The sequence below is a fragment of the Pseudomonas sp. RA_105y_Pfl2_P56 genome (assembly GCF_963970845.1).
Taxonomy (GTDB): domain Bacteria; phylum Pseudomonadota; class Gammaproteobacteria; order Pseudomonadales; family Pseudomonadaceae; genus Aquipseudomonas; species Aquipseudomonas baetica_A.
The window spans coordinates 154649-172851 of the sequence record NZ_CAXAPL010000007.1; the positions used below are offsets into that span (position 1 = coordinate 154649).

The 18203-nt window shown below is 57.9% G+C and carries 12 protein-coding genes and 2 pseudogenes; 13 read left to right on the forward strand and 1 reads right to left on the reverse strand.

Annotated elements, in window-relative coordinates:
* The first annotated feature begins 219 nt into the window (after positions 1-219).
* The 3 genes and pseudogenes from AACY11_RS07570 to AACY11_RS07580 all read left to right on the forward strand — a co-directional run bounded on the left by AACY11_RS07570 (position 220) and on the right by AACY11_RS07580 (position 2227).
* A pseudogene (locus tag AACY11_RS07570) lies at positions 220-933 on the forward strand (ATPase).
* A 159-nt stretch (positions 934-1092) separates the two neighbouring features.
* Positions 1093-1521: a hypothetical protein gene (locus AACY11_RS07575; RefSeq protein ID WP_339494270.1), complete on the forward strand. Its 429-nt coding sequence runs from the start codon at positions 1093-1095 to the stop codon at positions 1519-1521.
* Positions 1511-2227, forward strand: coding sequence for a hypothetical protein (locus AACY11_RS07580; RefSeq protein ID WP_339434157.1), 717 nt, complete (start codon positions 1511-1513; stop codon positions 2225-2227). The genes AACY11_RS07575 and AACY11_RS07580 overlap by 11 nt, the downstream gene beginning before the upstream one ends.
* Positions 2228-2287: 60 nt before the next feature.
* Here AACY11_RS07580 and AACY11_RS07585 read toward each other — a convergent pair whose 3' ends face one another.
* Entirely contained in the window at positions 2288-7183 is a 4896-nt protein-coding gene (locus AACY11_RS07585) for an NAD-glutamate dehydrogenase (RefSeq protein WP_339494271.1), read from the reverse strand.
* A 753-nt stretch (positions 7184-7936) separates the two neighbouring features.
* On the opposite strand from AACY11_RS07585, the gene AACY11_RS07590 reads away from it, so the two are divergent.
* The 10 genes and pseudogenes from AACY11_RS07590 to AACY11_RS07635 all read left to right on the forward strand — a co-directional run.
* Positions 7937-9133 carry a colicin-like pore-forming protein gene (locus AACY11_RS07590; protein ID WP_339494272.1) on the forward strand — a complete coding sequence of 399 codons (1197 nt, stop codon included), beginning with the start codon at positions 7937-7939 and terminating at the stop codon, positions 9131-9133.
* 88 nt (positions 9134-9221) lie between these two features.
* Complete coding sequence (locus tag AACY11_RS07595) at positions 9222-9797, forward strand: hypothetical protein (RefSeq protein WP_339494274.1); 576 nt, start codon at positions 9222-9224, stop codon at positions 9795-9797.
* Between the two features lie 103 nt (positions 9798-9900).
* A complete protein-coding gene (locus tag AACY11_RS07600; RefSeq protein ID WP_339494275.1) occupies positions 9901-10254 on the forward strand; it encodes a hypothetical protein in 354 nt (117 codons plus the stop codon).
* Positions 10255-10521: 267 nt separating this feature from the next.
* Positions 10522-11481 (forward strand): AAA family ATPase, encoded by a 960-nt coding sequence (locus tag AACY11_RS07605; RefSeq protein WP_007913915.1) that lies wholly within the window; start codon positions 10522-10524, stop codon positions 11479-11481.
* Between the two features lie 5 nt (positions 11482-11486).
* Complete coding sequence (locus AACY11_RS07610; RefSeq protein ID WP_339494277.1) at positions 11487-12431, forward strand: DUF58 domain-containing protein; 945 nt, start codon at positions 11487-11489, stop codon at positions 12429-12431.
* A complete protein-coding gene (locus AACY11_RS07615; protein ID WP_339494278.1) occupies positions 12428-12925 on the forward strand; it encodes a DUF4381 domain-containing protein in 498 nt (165 codons plus the stop codon). The genes AACY11_RS07610 and AACY11_RS07615 overlap by 4 nt, the downstream gene beginning before the upstream one ends.
* Complete coding sequence (locus AACY11_RS07620; protein WP_339494280.1) at positions 12918-13997, forward strand: vWA domain-containing protein; 1080 nt, start codon at positions 12918-12920, stop codon at positions 13995-13997. Before AACY11_RS07615 ends, AACY11_RS07620 begins: the two co-directional genes overlap by 8 nt.
* Positions 13994-15730, forward strand: coding sequence for a tetratricopeptide repeat protein (locus AACY11_RS07625; protein ID WP_339494282.1), 1737 nt, complete (start codon positions 13994-13996; stop codon positions 15728-15730). The genes AACY11_RS07620 and AACY11_RS07625 overlap by 4 nt, the downstream gene beginning before the upstream one ends.
* Positions 15727-17364 carry a BatD family protein gene (locus tag AACY11_RS07630; RefSeq protein WP_339494283.1) on the forward strand — a complete coding sequence of 546 codons (1638 nt, stop codon included), beginning with the start codon at positions 15727-15729 and terminating at the stop codon, positions 17362-17364. Before AACY11_RS07625 ends, AACY11_RS07630 begins: the two co-directional genes overlap by 4 nt.
* 539 nt (positions 17365-17903) lie before the next feature.
* Positions 17904-18203: pseudogene (locus AACY11_RS07635) on the forward strand (hypothetical protein); the annotation flags it as partial.

The window sequence follows — 18203 nt, forward strand, 5'->3', positions numbered from 1 at the left end:
TAAATAAAAAGGCGCAAATCGTTGATTTGCGCCTTTTTATTGCTCGGAGAAATTAACCGGTTCCGTTTAAAGCAAATGAAACTATCCACGCGCTGATAAACCGACAAATTGTCAGCTGCCTTACAGACTCTCCGGTTTAGTCTGAATTAAAGCCGAGCGCCCTTTTAAAACTCGGCAATTGCAACTTTCCGACTGAAGTTGTTTCACGGGAGATTCACCATGAAACTTGCGTTGGCCAGTACGTTGGTAATTTCGGTTTTAGCCCTCAGCGCCTGTTCAGTGCCCACCGTTCCTAAAGCGGTCTCATCCCTCGACACGCTACTGCCCCACCCGACCGGCCGCAGCAATACCACTGAGGTGAAAAGCGGTCCCGGCGTCGCGCTAGGCGTCATCTCCAGCCCAAGCACCCAGATCAATCGCGACTACCTGCGCGACTATCAGGCCAACGCCGGCACCGGTTTCGGCCAGAGCCTGCTGGTGCAACCGATTCACGATGCCTATGTTGCCAGCTCGAAACCGGACATGGCGGTGGATTGGGTCAACGCCTCCCTGCAACACCAGTTCGGCTCAGTGACGGTCTACCCGGACATGCAAAGCCTGCGTGCTGCAAGACCGGATGTGGTGGCGATTGTCGACACCCACAGCCAACTGATCACTTCGCGCAGTTCCGATATCAAGGCGGACGTGAGTGCCGATTTCTATGATGTGCAACTTAACTACATCGGCACGGCAAAAGGCTCGGACGCGAAAGAACTGACGCAACTCTGGGCGGACTTTAAACGTTCTGAGGAGATTATTGCGGACATCACTCAACAACAAGACGTTCAAGTAAGGGCATTGCAGAATTTTGACTAGCCGCTCAGTAATTTACTGACCAGACCGACGAAAAAAGTGTCGATGCTCGATAACACACAAGCAAAAAAGTTGTATTGATAACAGGTACCCACCACCCTTTCAGGCGACTGTCTACTGTCAGGTATTACAGTAGACAGCCACTCTTCAAGCGCCTCCAATAGCCAGCCTGCGTTGCACCGATCCACCTCTTTCGGATGTCGCTATACGCAGTTCCCCACGCGTATTGAGGAACAAAAAATGTCTGATAAATTCGGCAATTCAACAGTTGGAGATCTCGATCCCGACTTCGGGCCTGATGGCACGGGCATTTCCTGGCTCGAATATCCGGATGGAGATAATGGCTTCGCCAGTGGCATAACCGTTACGCCGGACCACAAGTTACTGATTGCTGCCAGATCGGGACAAAAGTATTCAATGGTGCGATTGACTGCGGATGGCAAGCAGGACGACAGCTTTGGTAATCGAGGAACCGTCACGGGTATGTTTGCCAGCGGTTTCAAATCAACAGGCAAAAGCATTCGCGTGCTAAAGGACCAAAGAATATTGCTTGATGGACTTTTCGACCTAGAGGAATTTGGCGCTCCACCGGTACGCGGGCTTGCACTTTACGACGACAAGGGCGCCCTCGTGTCGGCGTTTGGAGAAGGCGGGGTAAATGAGGCTTAACCCAAACGGATCATTGGACACGACGTTTGGCGATGGGAAAGGTTATGTTCCCATCCAGTACCTGGCGAACTCTACTTGGGCTGGCTCACTGCTTCACCTCCAAGACGGGACATTTGCCGTCGCAGGTTCAGCACACGTGGAAGGCACGTCGTTCGCCATGATTGCTCGTTTTGACGCTCAGGGCATTCCTGTCAGAAATTTTGGCCGCAATGGTTTTGTTCTGTTTGATTTCCAGAATCCTAGTAGTGAAATAACCGAGCTTGTACAAATGCCTGACGGCAATATTCTCGGAATGGGGAGCACCGGACAGACCGGAATATTCTCGGGTGTAATGGTATGTATTGATTCGAAAGGTGCATTTGCTGGCTCTTTCAACGGAGGTAATCCGCTCCTCACGCCCTTTCCTCAAGCGCCGCTTGGCATCCAATGGATATCTGGCGCGCAACGAGATGACAACAAAATAGTGGTTATTGCCAACACCTTGGGCGAATCAAACTCAAAATTGCTCCTGGCCCAATTCCACCCAACTGGCGAACCTGATCTCGGTTTCGGCAATCAAGGCAAGTTAATGATTGATTTGACTGATGTGCTGGACATGGCAAATGGCATTGCCATTCAGAAAGGTCAGATCGTCGTATCCGGCACTTCTCTGCCGCATCCACAAGGTGTATGCAGTTTCGCCTTGCGCTGTTCTGCAGTGCATTGAAAACTGATAAAAAAAGCCCCGGCATCTCACGACACCGGGGCTTTCTCATTCAGCCACTACTTACGCCAATTCAGGCTCGGCATTCGCAGCAACTACAGGCACTACCGCTTGCCCGCTCAACGCCAGATCCAGCAGTTCGCGGTTGGCCACTGCATACATGGCGTAGTCAGTGCCGCTCGCAGCACGAATTTCCACCAGCATGGCACGCCAGCGCGAAATCATGCTTTCGTGCTGTTCCATCCACAGCGCCAGGCGTTCTTCCACTTCATGAGTGCCGTCGCCCTGTTGCAGGACGGAGATGGTGATCGCACGTTGCTGCCAGTCGACGTCATCGCGGAACGCTTCACGGGCCAGGGCCTGCCAGTTGTTTTCAACCGGCAGTGCGCTGATCTGTTGCAGGTACCAGGTGATGTCCAGCGCACTGCCCACGGCGAAGTAGGCCTTGGCCACTTCTGCCGGGTTCTGGCCCGTCACGTCGGAGGCTTCGATGATCGGCAGCAGGGTGTACAGGTGCGAGGTGCCCGCCACCATACGCGCCAGCAACTCCGGCACACCGGCTTCGACGTAAGCCTGATAACGCGCCTGCCAGTTTTCGTGGATCTCGCCGCTCAGCAGTTCATCGAGTTTGAGACCCAATTCCTTCAGGTGCGGACCGAAATGCGCGACGTCACGGGCAGCGTTCTGCTCGTTGCGGCGGGCACGCAGGAACCAACGCGTAGCACGACGGCCCAGACGCATCAGCTCGTCCATCAACTCCAGTTGCACGTCAGCGGAAACCTGGTAATCCAGGGCTTCGATCTGACGGAACCAGTGCGGGAGATGGAAGATGTCACGCACAATCACATATGCGCCCGCCACGTTCGCCGGGCTCATGCCGGTCGACTCTTTGAGTCGCTGAACGAAGGTGATGCCCATGTGGTTGACCAGGTCGTTGGCGATCTGGGTGCCGACTATTTCACGTTTGAGGCGGTGACGACGCATGGCGTCGGAGAACTTGCTGACCAACGTCGGCGGGAACGCCGTTTCCATGTCGCGGGTCAGGTAATCGTCGTCCGGCACCTGAGAGCCCAGCAACTGCTCCTTGAGGTCGATCTTGCTGTACGAGATCAGCACCGACAGTTCGGGGCGGGTCAGGCCATGGCCTGCTGCCACTCGCTCGTTGATCTGTTCTTCGGTCGGCAGGAACTCGATGGCACGGTCCAGCTTGCCACGGCCTTCCAGATCACCCATCAGACGCTTGTACTCAGCGATGCGTGCGTAAGCGCGACGCGCTGCCAGGGACAGGGCCTGAGTCTGCTTGTAGTTGTTGCCCAGCACCAGACCACCGACTTCTTCGGTCATGCTCGCCAGCAACAGGTTGCGTTGCTTGTCGGTCATGTCGCCAGCCTGAACCACTTCGTTCAGCAGGATCTTGATGTTCACTTCGTGGTCGGAGCAGTCCACGCCACCGGCGTTGTCGATGAAGTCGGTGTTGGAACCGCCGCCATTGAGGCCGAATTCCACACGACCCAGTTGGGTCATGCCGAGGTTACCGCCCTCGCCCACTACTTTGCAGCGCAGTTCGTTGCCGTTCACGCGCAGCGCATCGTTGGCCTTGTCGCCGACGTCGGCGTGGCTTTCAGTGCTGGCCTTGACGTAAGTGCCGATACCGCCGTTCCACAAAAGATCAACCGGAGCCTTGAGCAAGGCGTTGAGCAGTTCGGTCGGGGTCAGCTTGTCAGCCTTGATGTCGAAGCGTTCTTGCATCTGCGGGGAAATTGCGATGCTCTTCGCGCTGCGCGAGAAGATACCGCCGCCTTCGGACATGAGGCTGGTGTCGTAATCGGTCCAAGCCGAACGCGGCAGATCGAACAGACGCTGACGTTCGACGAAGCTGGTCGCCGGGTTCGGGTTCGGATCGATGAAGATGTGCAGGTGGTTGAATGCAGCAACCAGTTGCAGCTTGTCGGACATCAGCAAGCCGTTACCGAACACGTCACCGGCCATATCGCCGACGCCCACCACGGTGATGCTGTCTTCCTGAACATTGATGCCGCGTTCGCGGAAGTGACGCTGTACGCCCACCCACGCGCCTTTGGCGGTGATGCCCATTTTCTTGTGGTCGTAACCGGCAGAACCACCGGACGCGAACGCGTCACCCAGCCAGAAGCCGTAGTCGATGGCGATACCGTTGGCGATGTCGGAGAAGGTTGCAGTGCCCTTGTCCGCCGCGACCACCAGGTACGGGTCATCGTCGTCATGACGCACGACGTTGGCCGGCGGCACCAGTGCGCCGTCTTTGAGGTTGTCGGTGATGTCGAGCAGACCGGAAATGAAGATGCGGTAGCAGGCGATGCCCTCGGCCGCGATCTCGTCACGGCTGCCGCCCAGTGGCAAGCGACGCGGCAGGAAGCCGCCCTTCGCACCCACCGGCACGATGACCGAGTTCTTCACTTGCTGGGCTTTTACCAGGCCGAGGACTTCGGTACGGAAGTCTTCTTCACGGTCGGACCAGCGCAGGCCACCGCGAGCAACGTTACCGAAGCGCAGGTGCACGCCTTCAACGCGTGGCGAGTAAACGAAGATTTCGAACTTCGGTACTGGCTTCGGCAGTTCAGGAATCGCGTGTGGGTTGAACTTGAAGCTGAAGTACGACTTGTTCTGGCCGTTGGCATCCGTCTGATAGAAGTTGGTGCGCAGCGTGGCTTTGATCAGGTCCAGGTAGCGACGCAGGATGCGGTCTTCGTTGAGCACCTGAACATCGTCCAGTGCGGTCAGAATTGCCTGCTCCAGGCGCTGTTGCTTGTCTTCCAGATCATCGCTGCCGAGCTTGCGGGCCAGGTAGAAGCGGGTTTTGAACAACCGGGTCAGTTCGCGAGCGATGTCGGTGTGGTTGTTCAGGGTGCTGGCGATGTAACCCAGATCGAAGCCCAGACGAATCTGCTTCAGGTAACGGGCGTAGGCACGCAGCAGCGCAACGTCGCGCCATGGCAGGCCGGCGGTCAGCACCAGACGGTTGAACGCATCGTTCTCGGCGTCGCCACGAACGATGTGGACGAAAGCGTCCTGCAGGGTGTCGTTGAGTTGCTGGATGTCGAGTTCCAGGCCTTCAGCGGCGGTGAACGCGAAGTCGTGAATCCAGAACTCGCGGCCTTTGGTGTGACGCAGGCGGTACGGGAATTCACCCAGCACGCGCAGGCCGAGGTTTTCCAGGATCGGCAGGACGTCGGACAGCGCCAGTGGCGTGTCGGCGTGATACAGCTTGCAATGCAGCTCGCGCTGGCCGGAAACCTGACCCAGCGGCTGATAGAAGCTCATCACCAGCGGATTTTTTTCGTTCAGGCTCAGCAGGTGCTGCATGTCGACCACAGCCGAATGCGCGGCGAAACGCTCGCGGTAACCGGCCGGGAAGCCTTTCGGGAAGTCGGCCAGCACGTTGGTGCCGTGGGCTTCGCCGAAGCTTTCGACGGTCAGTGCGGCGTAGTCGTCCTGCCAGCTACGGCAAGCCTGAACCACTTCTTTTTCCAGCAGTACGGTGTCGATGTCGAGACGGTTTTTCGGATCGACACGCAGGATCAACTGCACGCGAGCCAGCACGGACTCGGAGAAGAATGTCCAGAATTCGCAATCGGAAGCCTTCAGGCGCTCCATCAGCACTTGCTGGATCTTCTGGCGAACTTCGGTGGAATAGATGTCGCGCGGCACGTAGGCCAGGCAGTAGCAGAAACGACCGTAAGGGTCTTTGCGCAGGAACACGCGAATCTTGTTGCGCTCCTGGATCTGCACAATCGACATCACGGTGGTGAACAGTTCGTCGACCGGGGTCTGGAACAGGTCATCACGCGGCAGCACTTCGAGCACCTGGGCCAGTTCTTTGCCCAGGTGAGCCTTGGACTGGAAGCCTGAGCGGTGTTCGATTTCTTCGACCTTGCGGCGGATGAACGGGATGACCCGCACGCTCTCGCCATACACCGAGGAGGTGTACAGGCCCATGAAACGGTGTTCCTTGATGACTTTGCCGTCGGCGTCGATTTCGCGGATCGACACGTAGTCCGGGTAGGCCGGACGGTGCACACGGCTTGGGTGCGCAGCCTTGGCGAACGACAGCAGGGTCGGCTCACGCAGGTAGCTCACGGCGTAATCTTCGATGCGCAGGTCATCGTAGGTCAGGCCGGTGCGCAGCAGTTTGGTCAGGCCGAGGAAGGCGTTCTGGTCGTACTCGATGTGGCCGCCATCGGCCTGATCGGTGACCACAAACTCTTCGTAGCCAAGGAAGGTGAAGTGGTTGCCCACCAGCCATTCCAGGAAACTTTTGATTTCGTTCTTTTCGTCGGCATCGATGGCGAATGCACTGTTGTCGAGCTTGGTGAGGATTTCCTGCACCTTGGCTTTCATCGGCTCGAAATCGGCGACCGCGACGCGGACTTCACCGAGCACCTGCTCCAGCTCTTTGCTCAGCACATTCAGTTCGGCCGCGTTGGCGCAACGGTCGATTTCCAGGTACATCAGCGACTCTTGCTGGATGTCGTCGCCCTGGGTGCCTTTTGGCAGGATTTCCAGCAATTCGCCCTTGCTGCCACGACGCACGCTCAGCACGGTGGTTTGCAGGGTGTGGATGCTGTAGCCGCGGCGGTTCAGTTCAGTGCGCACCGAGTCGACCAGGAATGGCAGGTCGTGGTGCAGCACTTCGACCGCGGTGTGGGTCGACTGCCAGCCGTGGCGTTCGTAATCAGGGTTGTAGACGCGCACTTGCGGTTGCGCGTGATCGAAGCGCTCAAGCAGGCGCCACGCGGAAAGAGTACAGCCAGCGAGGTCGGAGAGGCGACGCTGGGTCAGCTCGTCCAGGGAAATGATGCCGAAGAATTGTTCAGCGAACAGCGCCACTTGTGGCAGTGCCTGTTCACTGATGTGCTGCGCCAGTGCCGCTTGCAGTTGGTGCTGGAAGTCGGCTTTGCTGGCTGCGGTGAAGAACGCCATCTGTGGTACTCCGCTTAAGCTTGTTATTGATGGAAAGCGTCGCGTGCAACACCCCTTTCGGGGTTTGTATCGCCCTGCTCCTGATTCTCGGGCAGAGGAAACAGGGTGACAGGTGGGTGAAGCTGGACGGGACGCTCAGGTCACATTCACCTTCCATGAATGGGCATCTGCAAAAGCGACTGTCAGGGCTGCCGACAATGCCTTTACGGGTGCTCATCCGTTGCGCAGCTTAATGGGTGCGACAATGTGTCTGCTTGCGGTGCTGCGACATATTCGGTCAATGGCACGCAAACCGAGGCTTTGGCAACGGTAAACACTAGCAGTCAGGGCGAAAAACGCTGGTCTGAATGCCCGTATTTACGGGACATTCGTGCCAGCTCCAGACCTTTTGCCGCTACATATCCAGAAACGAAAACGCCGCACTATCGATCTTGAGCGTGGCATCGGGTTCAGCACAGGTGCCTGACGCAGATCCATTTGGACCTGAAGTTACTACCTGAGCGAAGAACGTTCCCGCTCAGTCTCTTCAATGCACTGAGCATTTCCATATCCACCTGTGCACCCCACTACAAGTCAAACTAAAACAACAAGATAACCACCCTTCATCTTTTCTTACAATCTGTAAAGAAATAACCCACAAACATCTCGGAACATATTCGCGGATCCCGACTTGGCCGAGGCGCTACTCAATGCTAACAATACAAACACCTACCGCCCGACGGATCGGGCCTTAAATGCACAAGGAACTTGCACATGTCTCAACTGGAACTCCCAGGAATGATTATCTACGGCGACGGCTCATGGGAAATCATCAACTTGAATCCCGACAAGATTCGCGGTGATATCCGCAAGAATTACCCCTTGGGGAATCCAACGCATGGATTCACCCTCGCGCTTCAGAATGACTACCATGCACGCCAGCAAAATCTTGAAGCCATCCTGCAATCTGAATTAAGCCAGGTCGATAGCAGACATCCACCCATTGCGAACATGACACCCGATGCATGGCTGTCTCGCACCCTAAACATAGTCAATGAATTGTTACTCCAGAAAAACACTGAGCTCCAACAACAATTGCAAACCGTAAAAATCGCAAAACAATATGCAAAGCTGGAGGCCACTTACAATGCGATGATCCTCAACGATCAAATTGCAAACCTTCAGGTCAAACAAACCAACTTGTACGCGCAAATGAATCGTCGCCAAGCGGAGGCTCTGGCCATGCAACAGGCTGCCGAAGCCGCACGCCAAGCGCAGGAAGCTCGTAAACAGGCGCAGGAGCAAGCACGTCTGGCCGCCATTGCCGAGGCCCACCGCATCGCTGAAGAGAAGGCGAGAATCGCCGCAGAAGAGCAAACCAGGCAGATCGATGATTACAAACGTGCCGTAGCTTATGTCGCAGACGCGAACAAATACATCCTTGATAACTATGGCAAGAACCTGCATCAGGTCGTCATGGATCTGCAAAAGGACATTTCGGGGAAGAAGATCAGAAGCTATACGGAGGCGATGCAGACTTTCGAGAAAGTGCGGACCAATCCCAATGCGCGGCTCAGTCCGCAGGATACTCGCGCGATTGTGGACGCGCTCAATGCGCTGGATAAAGCGACTTATATGGACAGTGTCAATAAGCTCGCCAAGGGGTTTGGCTTGACCGGAAAAATCGTTCAGGCGCACTCCGTTGTCACCAAGGCAGTTATTGGTTTTCAGGATGGCAACTGGAAGCCCTTGATGTTGGAGTTTGAAAGTATCGCTGCCGGAATCGGGGCAGGTGCGATTCTGGCTATCGGTGCTGCGTTTTTCTTTCCGACGCTTGCAGTGAGCACACCCGGTATCGTGGCGGTCGGCTTGCTGATAGCCGCAGTAGCAGCCTACTTGAATGCTGGCAACGTAGAAAAAACAAATATATTTATCCTCGAAAAACTAGATAGGGCATTGCCAGAAACATAAGAAACCCGCTCTAGCAGGATTGAGACCATCTGCTCGGCCCAAGCCTGCTACAGAACCCATATAAGCACGACACATTGGAGAATGCCTTGTGATTAAAAAGACACCGGAAATAACGGTACCACTATTGGCAGTCGGGATTTTCTGCATTCCGATTTTTCTTATAAACCTCCTACTCCCCGCAGCGCCACAAACCAGTTGGGACTTCGCGCTCAACGAATTCGTGGACGAAAAACTATTTGGCCTGACTGGATTCTGGTCCTCTGTATTCCCTTTCAGCTCAAAAGTAACCGCAAACTATATCGCAATCACAGGACCAATATTTGCCAGCACGATCTTCTGCAAGGTACATAAAACAATGAATATTGACCCGACACAGTACCAAACACACCTCTTCGCAAGAATTATCGTCGGTATATTCTTCACCACTTTCATTACTCTATTTTGCACGCTCGCATTTTATTTAACCAACACTGACTTGGGGCAGAGCACTGGAAGGTTTGCCAATTTATTCGGCCGCAACGTACTTTTCTATTCCATATACTCTTCAGGAATGCTGATTCTTTTTTTCCTGATTCCCTTTTCCTTCCATCGCCTTTTTTTTTACTTCCCACGTCTCATGATTAAAAAGTCGCAGGAAAAGAAAAGACGGAGCCACTCAAAATGAACGTCCTGTACTTTCCTTGAAACGCAAGCCTGCAAAAAAAAATCCAAGCTGGCAAAATCGCGGTTTCGAACCTCTTGCGCCCGTTCAACCAGGAATACCCCCAATGCAAATGACCACCGCCCTACTGATCGTCAACCCGTGCGACGACGAAGAAGACAACATGGCCATGCTCTGCTGCCACAGCGACAAGGGCGACATGTTCCTGATGAGCCGCTATCCGGACGAGGACGAGTTGGAGATCACCCTGGATGGCGAGCCTTCGACGCTGGACGGCGTGAAAGTCACACTGACATCGACCCTGCTGAAGATCGAAATCGCCGCGACAGATGCCGATGTGTTGAATGGGGATGATGTGCTGGAGATCACCTTTAACCCGGATATGGTGGATATGAAAGAGGTTGTCGAGACCTTGACGAATATCCTCGACGGGACTGGCACCTTCATTAACGAGGTTTGATGGCGTCCGGTCTGGCCCCATCGCGAGCAGGCTCACTCCTGCAGGTCGGTGTACGGCGATCCCTTGTAGGAGTGAGCCTGCTCGCGATAGGGCCGGCACAGGCAAGCAATCCCCCCTGCTACAAAATTCCAACAACTCCCACGGTCATTTCCCGCACTTTGCGCAAAATGCCGTTAGTCGCCACCCCCCGCGATGGATTAAAGTAACGCCCCCAGCCCCGGTGTTATCCAGACGCCCGTGGCCACCCCTTTCCAGGAACAGTCATCGATGGAACATCGTGAAGCGCTGCTGGCGCTGCGAACCTTTCTTTCAACGCAGATTCTCGGCCAGGAAAAACTCATCGAGCGTTTGCTCATCGCCCTGCTCGCCGACGGCCACATGCTGGTCGAGGGCGCTCCGGGTCTGGCCAAGACCAAAGCGATCAAAGAACTCGCCGAGGGCATCGAAGCCCAGTTCCATCGTATCCAGTTCACACCCGACCTGTTACCCGCCGACATCACCGGTACCGAGATCTATCGCCCGGAAACCGGCAGCTTCGTGTTCCAACAGGGGCCAATCTTCCATAACCTGGTGCTGGCGGACGAAATCAACCGTGCCCCGGCCAAGGTGCAATCAGCGCTGCTCGAGGCCATGGCCGAGCGTCAGGTCAGTGTCGGGCGCAGCACTTATGAGCTGTCGCCACTGTTTCTGGTAATGGCCACGCAGAACCCGATCGAGCAGGAAGGCACCTATCCGCTGCCCGAAGCGCAGCTCGACCGTTTCCTGATGCATGTAAAAATCGGCTTCCCCGACGCCGCCGTCGAACGCCGCATCCTCCAGCAAGCCCGTGGCGAAGCGCTGAACGGCGAGACCAAGCCCGAACGCCGGGTCAGCCAGCAGGCAATCTTCGCCGCACGCAAGGAAATCCTCGGTCTGTACATGGCCGACGCCGTGGAGGAATACCTGGTGCAACTGGTCATGGCTACGCGCAACCCGGCCAAGTTCGACCCGGAAATGGCCGAGTGGATCGCTTACGGCGCCAGCCCGCGTGGCTCGATTGCCCTCGATCGCTGCGCCCGCGCCCATGCCTGGCTCGCCGGGCGCGACTTCGTCAGCCCCGAAGACATTCAGGCGGTGCTGTTCGACGTGCTGCGCCACCGCATCATTTTGTCGTTTGAAGCCGAAGCCGCTGGCATCGATCAGGATCGTGTGGTGCAGCGGATTCTCGACGTCGTAGCCGTCGCTTGACCCCCATGAATACCCCTCTGCCGTCCGAACCGGGCATCCGCGTCAGCCTCGCCGAGCTGATCGAGATGCGTCATCGCGTGCGCGAAGTGCAGCTGTTTTCCACGCCGAGTCAGCGCAGCCCGCTGATCGGTCTGCATCATTCGAAATTCCGTGGTCGCGGCGTCGACTTCGATCAGGTGCGGGTCTATCAGGCCGGCGACGACGTACGCACCATCGACTGGCGCGTGACGGCGCGCACGCAAGAGCCGCACACCAAACTGTTCCATGAAGAGCGCGAACGACCGATTTTCATCATGGTCGAGCAGAGCACGCGTCTGTTTTTCGGCTCAGGCCTGATGTTCAAGTCGGTGCTGGCGGCGCAAGCGGCGGCGTTGATTGGCTGGGCGGCGCTCGGCCATAACGACCGGGTCGGCGGACTGGTGTTCGGCGACAACGAGCATTACGAGATCAAGCCTCGGCGCAGCAAGCAAAGTTTGCTGCAATTGCTCAATCGCCTGGTCAAGGTCAATCAATCGCTGCACAGCGAACGTGAACCGGACCGCGATGCCTTTGGCGTGGCCCTGCGGCGCGCCCGTGAGGTGCTGCGCCCGGGCAGTCTGGTGATCGTGATCTGCGATGAGCGCGCCTTGTCCGACAGCGCCGAACAACAACTGAGCCTGCTGTCGCGCCACTGCGATCTGTTGATGTTGCCACTGTCCGATCCGCTCGATCACGCCCTGCCCGCCGCGGGATTGCTGAGATTCGCCGAGCGTGGTGCACAGCTTGAACTCGACACCCTCAACTTTGAACTGCGTCAGACCTATCGCGCCCAGGCCGAAGCACGGATCGCCCGCTGGGAACTGCTCGCCCAAAAGCTGCGCGTGCTGCTGATGCCGTTGAGCACGCAAAGCGAGTTAGTCGAGCAAATGCGTGAATTCCTCAACCCGCAGCGTCCGGGGAAAGGTCGATGAACGACCTTGATCAGCTACAACCGCTGATTTCGCCGCCACCGATCGCCTTCTGGCCACCGGCGCCGGGCTGGTGGCTGCTGCTTCTGTTATTGCCGCTGCTCGGTTTTGCTGTGTGGCGGCTGCGGCGTTTCATCCCGATGAAGAAACGCCCGATCGTCCGTGCCGAACAGCCGCTCGACCCGGTGCGCATCGCCGCCCTCACCGAACTGGCACAGATGCCCAAACCCTACGACGGCGCGCCGGCCGGGGCGTGGTTGCAGCAACTCAACGGCCTGCTCAAACGCCTGTGCCGCAACCATTACCCCTACAGCCAGAGTCATACGCTCAATGGCCGCAAGTGGCTGGCGTTCCTCGACAACCGTTGCCCGGCTGCCGGCCTCACCCGTTGGATGGTACTGGTTGAAGGCGCGTACAAACCGGAATGCAAACTCGACGACAAAGCCATCGCCGGCCTGACCCAAGCGGTCGACACGTGGATTCGCAAACATGTTTGAGTTCGCCTGGCCGTGGATCTTTGTGCTGTTGCCGCTGCCGTGGCTGATGCGTCTGGTGCTGCCGGTGGCGGACAGCGGCGAGCCGGCGCTTAAAGTCAGTTTCCTGTCTGATCTGGAAGGTCTCGCCCGCCGCCGCGCCCGGGCGAACCTGCCGGCGTGGCGCCAGCAGGCACCGTTCATGCTGCTGTGGTTGTTACTGTTGATTGCCGCTGCACGCCCGCAATGGCTCGGCGAACCGCTGCCGATTGCCGCCAGTGGCCGTGATTTGTTGGTGGCGGTGGACGTGTCCGGCTCGATGGATTTCCCCGACATGCAATGGCAGGACGAAGAAGTCAGCCGTCTGAATCTGGTACAGCACCTGCTCGGCGATTTCCTCGAAAGCCGCGACGGCGACCGCGTAGGCTTGATCCTGTTCGGCAGTCAGGCTTACCTGCAAGCACCGCTGACCTTCGACCGCCACACCGTGCGCGTGTGGCTTGATGAAGCGCGGATCGGCATCGCCGGCAAGAACACCGCCATCGGCGACGCCATTGGTCTGGCCCTCAAACGCCTGCGCATGCGTCCGGCGCAGAGCCGCGTGCTGATTCTGGTCACCGACGGCGCCAACAATGGCGGCGAAATCGATCCACTGACCGCAGCGAAACTCGCCGCCAGCGAGGGCGTGAAGATTTACCCGATCGGCATCGGCGCCAATCCTGAAGACAGCGGTTCGACCGGTTTGCTCGGGATCAATCCGAGCCTGGACCTCGACGAGCCGGCACTCAAGGCTATCGCCCAAGTCACCGGCGGCCAGTATTTCCGCGCGCATGACGGCAAAGAATTGCAAGCGATCAAGGACACCCTCGATCAGCTCGAACCAGTGACCCAGCAACCCACCCAGGCGCGCCCGGCGCAAGCCTTGTATCAATGGCCGCTGGCGCTGGCCTTGTGGCTGAGCCTGTTACTGGTCGCCCGCGAATTATGGCCGGACAATCCGCTGCAACGCCTGTTCACCAAGGAGCTGTATCTGCAAAGTCCGCTGCCTGACTGGCGTGAGCGCCTTAAGCGCCTGCGTCTGCGGAGGCGCCGATGATCGCGCTCTGGCCGCACTGGTTCCGTCCATGGTGGTTGCTGTTGCTACCGCTGCTGGGCTGGCTGATCTGGCAACTCTGGCATCGGCAGAAACGCGCCGGGCGCTGGCAGATGATTCTGCCGCCCGCATTCCACGCCACCCTGCTCAGCGGCGGTAACGGTCGCGACAGCAAACTGCCGTGGATCGTCCTAGGCGGGGCATGGTTGCTGGGCCTTCTGGCGCTGCTCGGGCCGAGTTGGGAGCGCGTCGAACAGACCAGCCAGAAACCCGCCGATCCGTTGGTGGTGGTGCTGGAACTGACGCCGGAAATGCTCGCCACCGATTCACCGCCGACGCGACTGGAACAGGCGCGGCGCAAGCTGTTCGATCTGCTCCAGGCACGCAGCGACGCGCAGACCGCCATCGTCGTCTACGCCGGCAGCGCCCACACGCTGGTGCCGCTGTCGGATGACCTGGCAACCAGCCGAAACCTGGTCGACGCGCTTAAACCGTCATTGATGCCACAAAGCGGTCATCGTGCTGACCTTGCCGTGGGCAAAGCGTCGGCATTGCTCAAGCAGGGCGCACTCGGTCAGGGCCGGATTCTGCTGATCGGCTCATCGCTGAGCGAAGAGGAACGCCAAGGCATTCGCCGCGCGCTGAACGGGCATTCGGCGCAGTTGTTGATGCTCGGCATTGGCACCGCTGAAGGCGCACCGATTGCTCAGGAGGACGGCAGTTTCCTCAAGGACGAGCAAGGCGCGATTCGTGTACCGCAACTCGACAGTCCGGGGCTTGGTGCTTTCCTCAACAGCGTTGGCGGCGAGTATCACCCTGCACGGCTGGACGAAACCGACCTGCGTGCCCTCGGCCTGCTGGATGGCCCGCGCAGCTTACGCGACGACGGTCAGACCGTGCGCCTGGATACGTGGGCCGATCAGGGTTACTGGCTGCTGTTGCCATTGTTGCTACTGGCCGCGAGTGCCGGACGACGCGGCTGGCTGTTTTGCCTGCCGCTGCTGTTCTGCCTGCCACAGCCGAGCTACGCTTTTGACTTCAAAGACCTGTGGCTGCGCCCTGACCAACAGGGTCTGCACTTGCTCAATCAAAAGCGCCCGGCCGAAGCGGCGCAACATTTTGACGATCGCCAGTGGCAAGGGGTGGCGCTGTACGAGGCCGGCGACTACAGTGGCGCCGCCCAGCGTTTCGCCGAAGGCGGTGATGCTCGCGACCACTACAATCGTGGCAACGCTTTGGCCAAAAGCGGTGAGCTGGAAGCGGCCATTGACGCCTATGAGCAGGCGCTGGAGTTGCAACCCGATTTGCGCCCGGCGCAGATCAACAAGGCGTTGGTGGAAAATCTGCTCAAGCAGAAAAACACGCCGCCGCCCGTCGAACCGGACAGTAAACCCGCCGAGCAAAACTCGCCGGGCGAAGAACCGCCGACCGCCACCGCACCACCGGCGGCGGTGAAAAGTGAATCCCAGAGCGAGGCCCAGCCTGCCGAGTCGGCCAACGAGCCGCCGCCGACCACCCCGCCGCAACCGGGCCCCAATGAAGTGCCGGGCGACGAGCCGGAAGAGCAACGAGACACGACGCCGACACTGCAGCCAAGCGAGGACAACCTCGCAGGCGAGCAACGTCAGGCACTGGAACAATGGCTGGGCAAGATCCCGGACGATCCGGGCGAACTGTTGCGACGCAAATTCTGGTACGAACAGCAACAACATCAGGATCAGGAAAACACTCGATGACCCGCTTCACCGCTCTCTTGCTGCCCCTGCTGATCTGCACGGCCACTGCCCACGCGGCCGAGCTGACGGCCAGCGTGGATCGCAGTCGCCTGAACTCCGGCGAGACGGTCGAACTCACCCTCGAAACCAGCGACGTCACCCAGTTCGGCAAACCCGACCTGACCCCGCTGGAGCCCCTGTTCGAAGTGCGCGGCACGCGGCAGGTCAACCAGTTGAACACCCTCAATGGCGACAACCGCGCTACCACACGCTGGATCATTACCCTGCTGCCGAAAGAGAACGGCAGCGTGGTGATTCCAGCGTTGCAGATGGGCGATGTGCAGAGCCAACCGATCAGCGTGCAAGTGGTCGAAAGCGACACCCGCGAAGACCAGAACAGCTTCGACCCGGTGTTTATCGAAGCCAGCCTCGATCAGTCCAGCGTCTATGTGCAGGCCCAGGCCATCCTGACCCTGCGCATCTACCATTCAGTGTCGCTGTACGACGACAGCAGCCTGACCCCGCTGAAAATCGCCGACGCGCGCATCGAACAGCTTGGCGACACGCGTACCTACGAAAAAGACCTCAACGGTGTGCGCCATGGCGTGATCGAAATGCGCTATGCGATCTACCCGCAGCACAGCGGTTTGCTTACCATCGCGCCGCAGACCTTCAGCGCCACACTGGTCGATACGCAGCCGTCTCAGGATGCCAATGCGCAGGGGCCGAAACCGGGCAAATTGATGCGCGTCAGTTCCTCCGAAATCCCCCTGACGGTCAAACCCAAACCCCTGACCTATCCGGTCGATGCGCCGTGGCTGCCCGCGCGCAGTCTGAGCCTCAGCGAAAGCTGGAATCCGGAACCTGAACACACTCAGGTTGGCGATTCCCTGACCCGCAGCCTGACATTGAAAGTCGAAGGCCTGGCCGCCTCGCAATTGCCCGCACTGCCCGCCACCGACGTCAACGGCCTGCGCCGCTATCCGGATCAACCGGTGCTGAGCAACCAGAGCACTGACCGGGGCATTGTCGGCAGCCGTGAAGAACGCGAAGCCTTGGTGCCGAGCCGCAGCGGCGCCATCGAATTGCCGACGGTGGACGTGGTTTGGTGGAACACCTTCGAAGACCACCTGGAACACAGCAGCCTGCCGGCGCGCACTCTGCAAGTGGCCAACAACCCGAGCCTGCAAGTCGACACCCCGACCGGCAACCTGCAGCCGAGCATCGTCGATAACGATGTGTTGTGGTGGTGGAAACTCAGCACCCTGATCCTCGCCTGCACCACCCTCCTCGGCTTCGGCCTGTGGTGGCGCGCACGCTGGCAACCAGCCGTGCACCGCGCCGCCCAAGCCGGCCCGAGTCCACGCACGTTGATGGATGACATCAAGCGTGCGAGCCAGGCGAATGATCCGCAGGCGACACGGCAGGCACTGGATGCGTGGGCGCGCCAGCAGCCGGAGACGCTGGCGGATATGGCGGCGCGGTTTGTGCCGTTGTCGGATGCGCTGGATGGGCTCAATGGAGCGCTGTACAGCGAGACGGGGCAGCATTGGCAGGGTGAGGATTTGTGGCGGGCGATCCGCACGATTCCAGCGGCGGAACGGGTGCAGGATCCGGTGGGTGATAGCGGGTTGCCGCCGCTTTATCCGAAGTAAAAGCAAAAGATCGCAGCCTTCGGCAGCTCCTACAGAGATATGTGTAGGAGCTGCCGCAGGCTGCGATCTCTTGATTTTGCTTTAGGTAAAAAAGGCTGAAGACATTCGGAATCAATAGTTGAATTTCGTTTTCACTTGTTCGCCTTCGCGATAGGAGAGAACAAATGCCTTCCAGGGCCTCACCGCGAGCGACTGCATGCTCGTGTAATTTTTCTACAAGCGCATAGATTTTCGAATGATTGAAATCAGTTTCAGCGTCCCAGATTTCTGAGCTATTTTTTTCAACGGCGAGGTCTACCTCCATATAGTTCCCCCCCCATTCAACGCGGTATCGAAAGGCGTCATAACCGTGAACAATTCCGGCCTCAACCAGCTGAAAAATGGCTGTCACAAGTTCAAAATCTTCAGCAATCACTCTCTGACCTCCGGAAATTGATTGTTCCTATCATCCCCTCTTTGGGTAAAACGGGGACAGACCCTGAGGGATCCCCGATTTTTCTTACAGAAAATCAAGAAGTTGGAATATTGAAGAGGCCTGCATGAGTCGGCAACTTGGTTTGCACCACACAAATACAAGAAACCGAACCCATGCAGCCATCCGATTTTTGCACAGAGCGCTCGCTCAAGCACTGCCCTCTATCCATTCTCGCCGCCTGACATCACTGATGAGTTGTGTCAGTTCGTTACTGCAAGGACGTCGACTGGCACTGAACGCTCTTGGTCGCTTCATGACGGGGCGTGCTTATCCCAAGCATTCGATCAAGCGTGTGGATCGGTTGCTGGGCAATCAACACTTGAGATCAGAGCGTCCATTGTTCTATTGGGTAATGCTTCGGGCA

Coding starts and splice junctions, on each gene's coding strand:
- AACY11_RS07575 (WP_339494270.1), top strand. CDS start 1,093: ATGTCTGATAAATTCGGCAATTCAACAGTTGGAGATCTCGATCCCGAC.
- AACY11_RS07580 (WP_339434157.1), top strand. CDS start 1,511: ATGAGGCTTAACCCAAACGGATCATTGGACACGACGTTTGGCGATGGG.
- AACY11_RS07585 (WP_339494271.1), bottom strand. CDS start 7,183: ATGGCGTTCTTCACCGCAGCCAGCAAAGCCGACTTCCAGCACCAACTG.
- AACY11_RS07590 (WP_339494272.1), top strand. CDS start 7,937: ATGTCTCAACTGGAACTCCCAGGAATGATTATCTACGGCGACGGCTCA.
- AACY11_RS07600 (WP_339494275.1), top strand. CDS start 9,901: ATGCAAATGACCACCGCCCTACTGATCGTCAACCCGTGCGACGACGAA.
- AACY11_RS07605 (WP_007913915.1), top strand. CDS start 10,522: ATGGAACATCGTGAAGCGCTGCTGGCGCTGCGAACCTTTCTTTCAACG.
- AACY11_RS07610 (WP_339494277.1), top strand. CDS start 11,487: ATGAATACCCCTCTGCCGTCCGAACCGGGCATCCGCGTCAGCCTCGCC.
- AACY11_RS07615 (WP_339494278.1), top strand. CDS start 12,428: ATGAACGACCTTGATCAGCTACAACCGCTGATTTCGCCGCCACCGATC.
- AACY11_RS07620 (WP_339494280.1), top strand. CDS start 12,918: ATGTTTGAGTTCGCCTGGCCGTGGATCTTTGTGCTGTTGCCGCTGCCG.
- AACY11_RS07625 (WP_339494282.1), top strand. CDS start 13,994: ATGATCGCGCTCTGGCCGCACTGGTTCCGTCCATGGTGGTTGCTGTTG.
- AACY11_RS07630 (WP_339494283.1), top strand. CDS start 15,727: ATGACCCGCTTCACCGCTCTCTTGCTGCCCCTGCTGATCTGCACGGCC.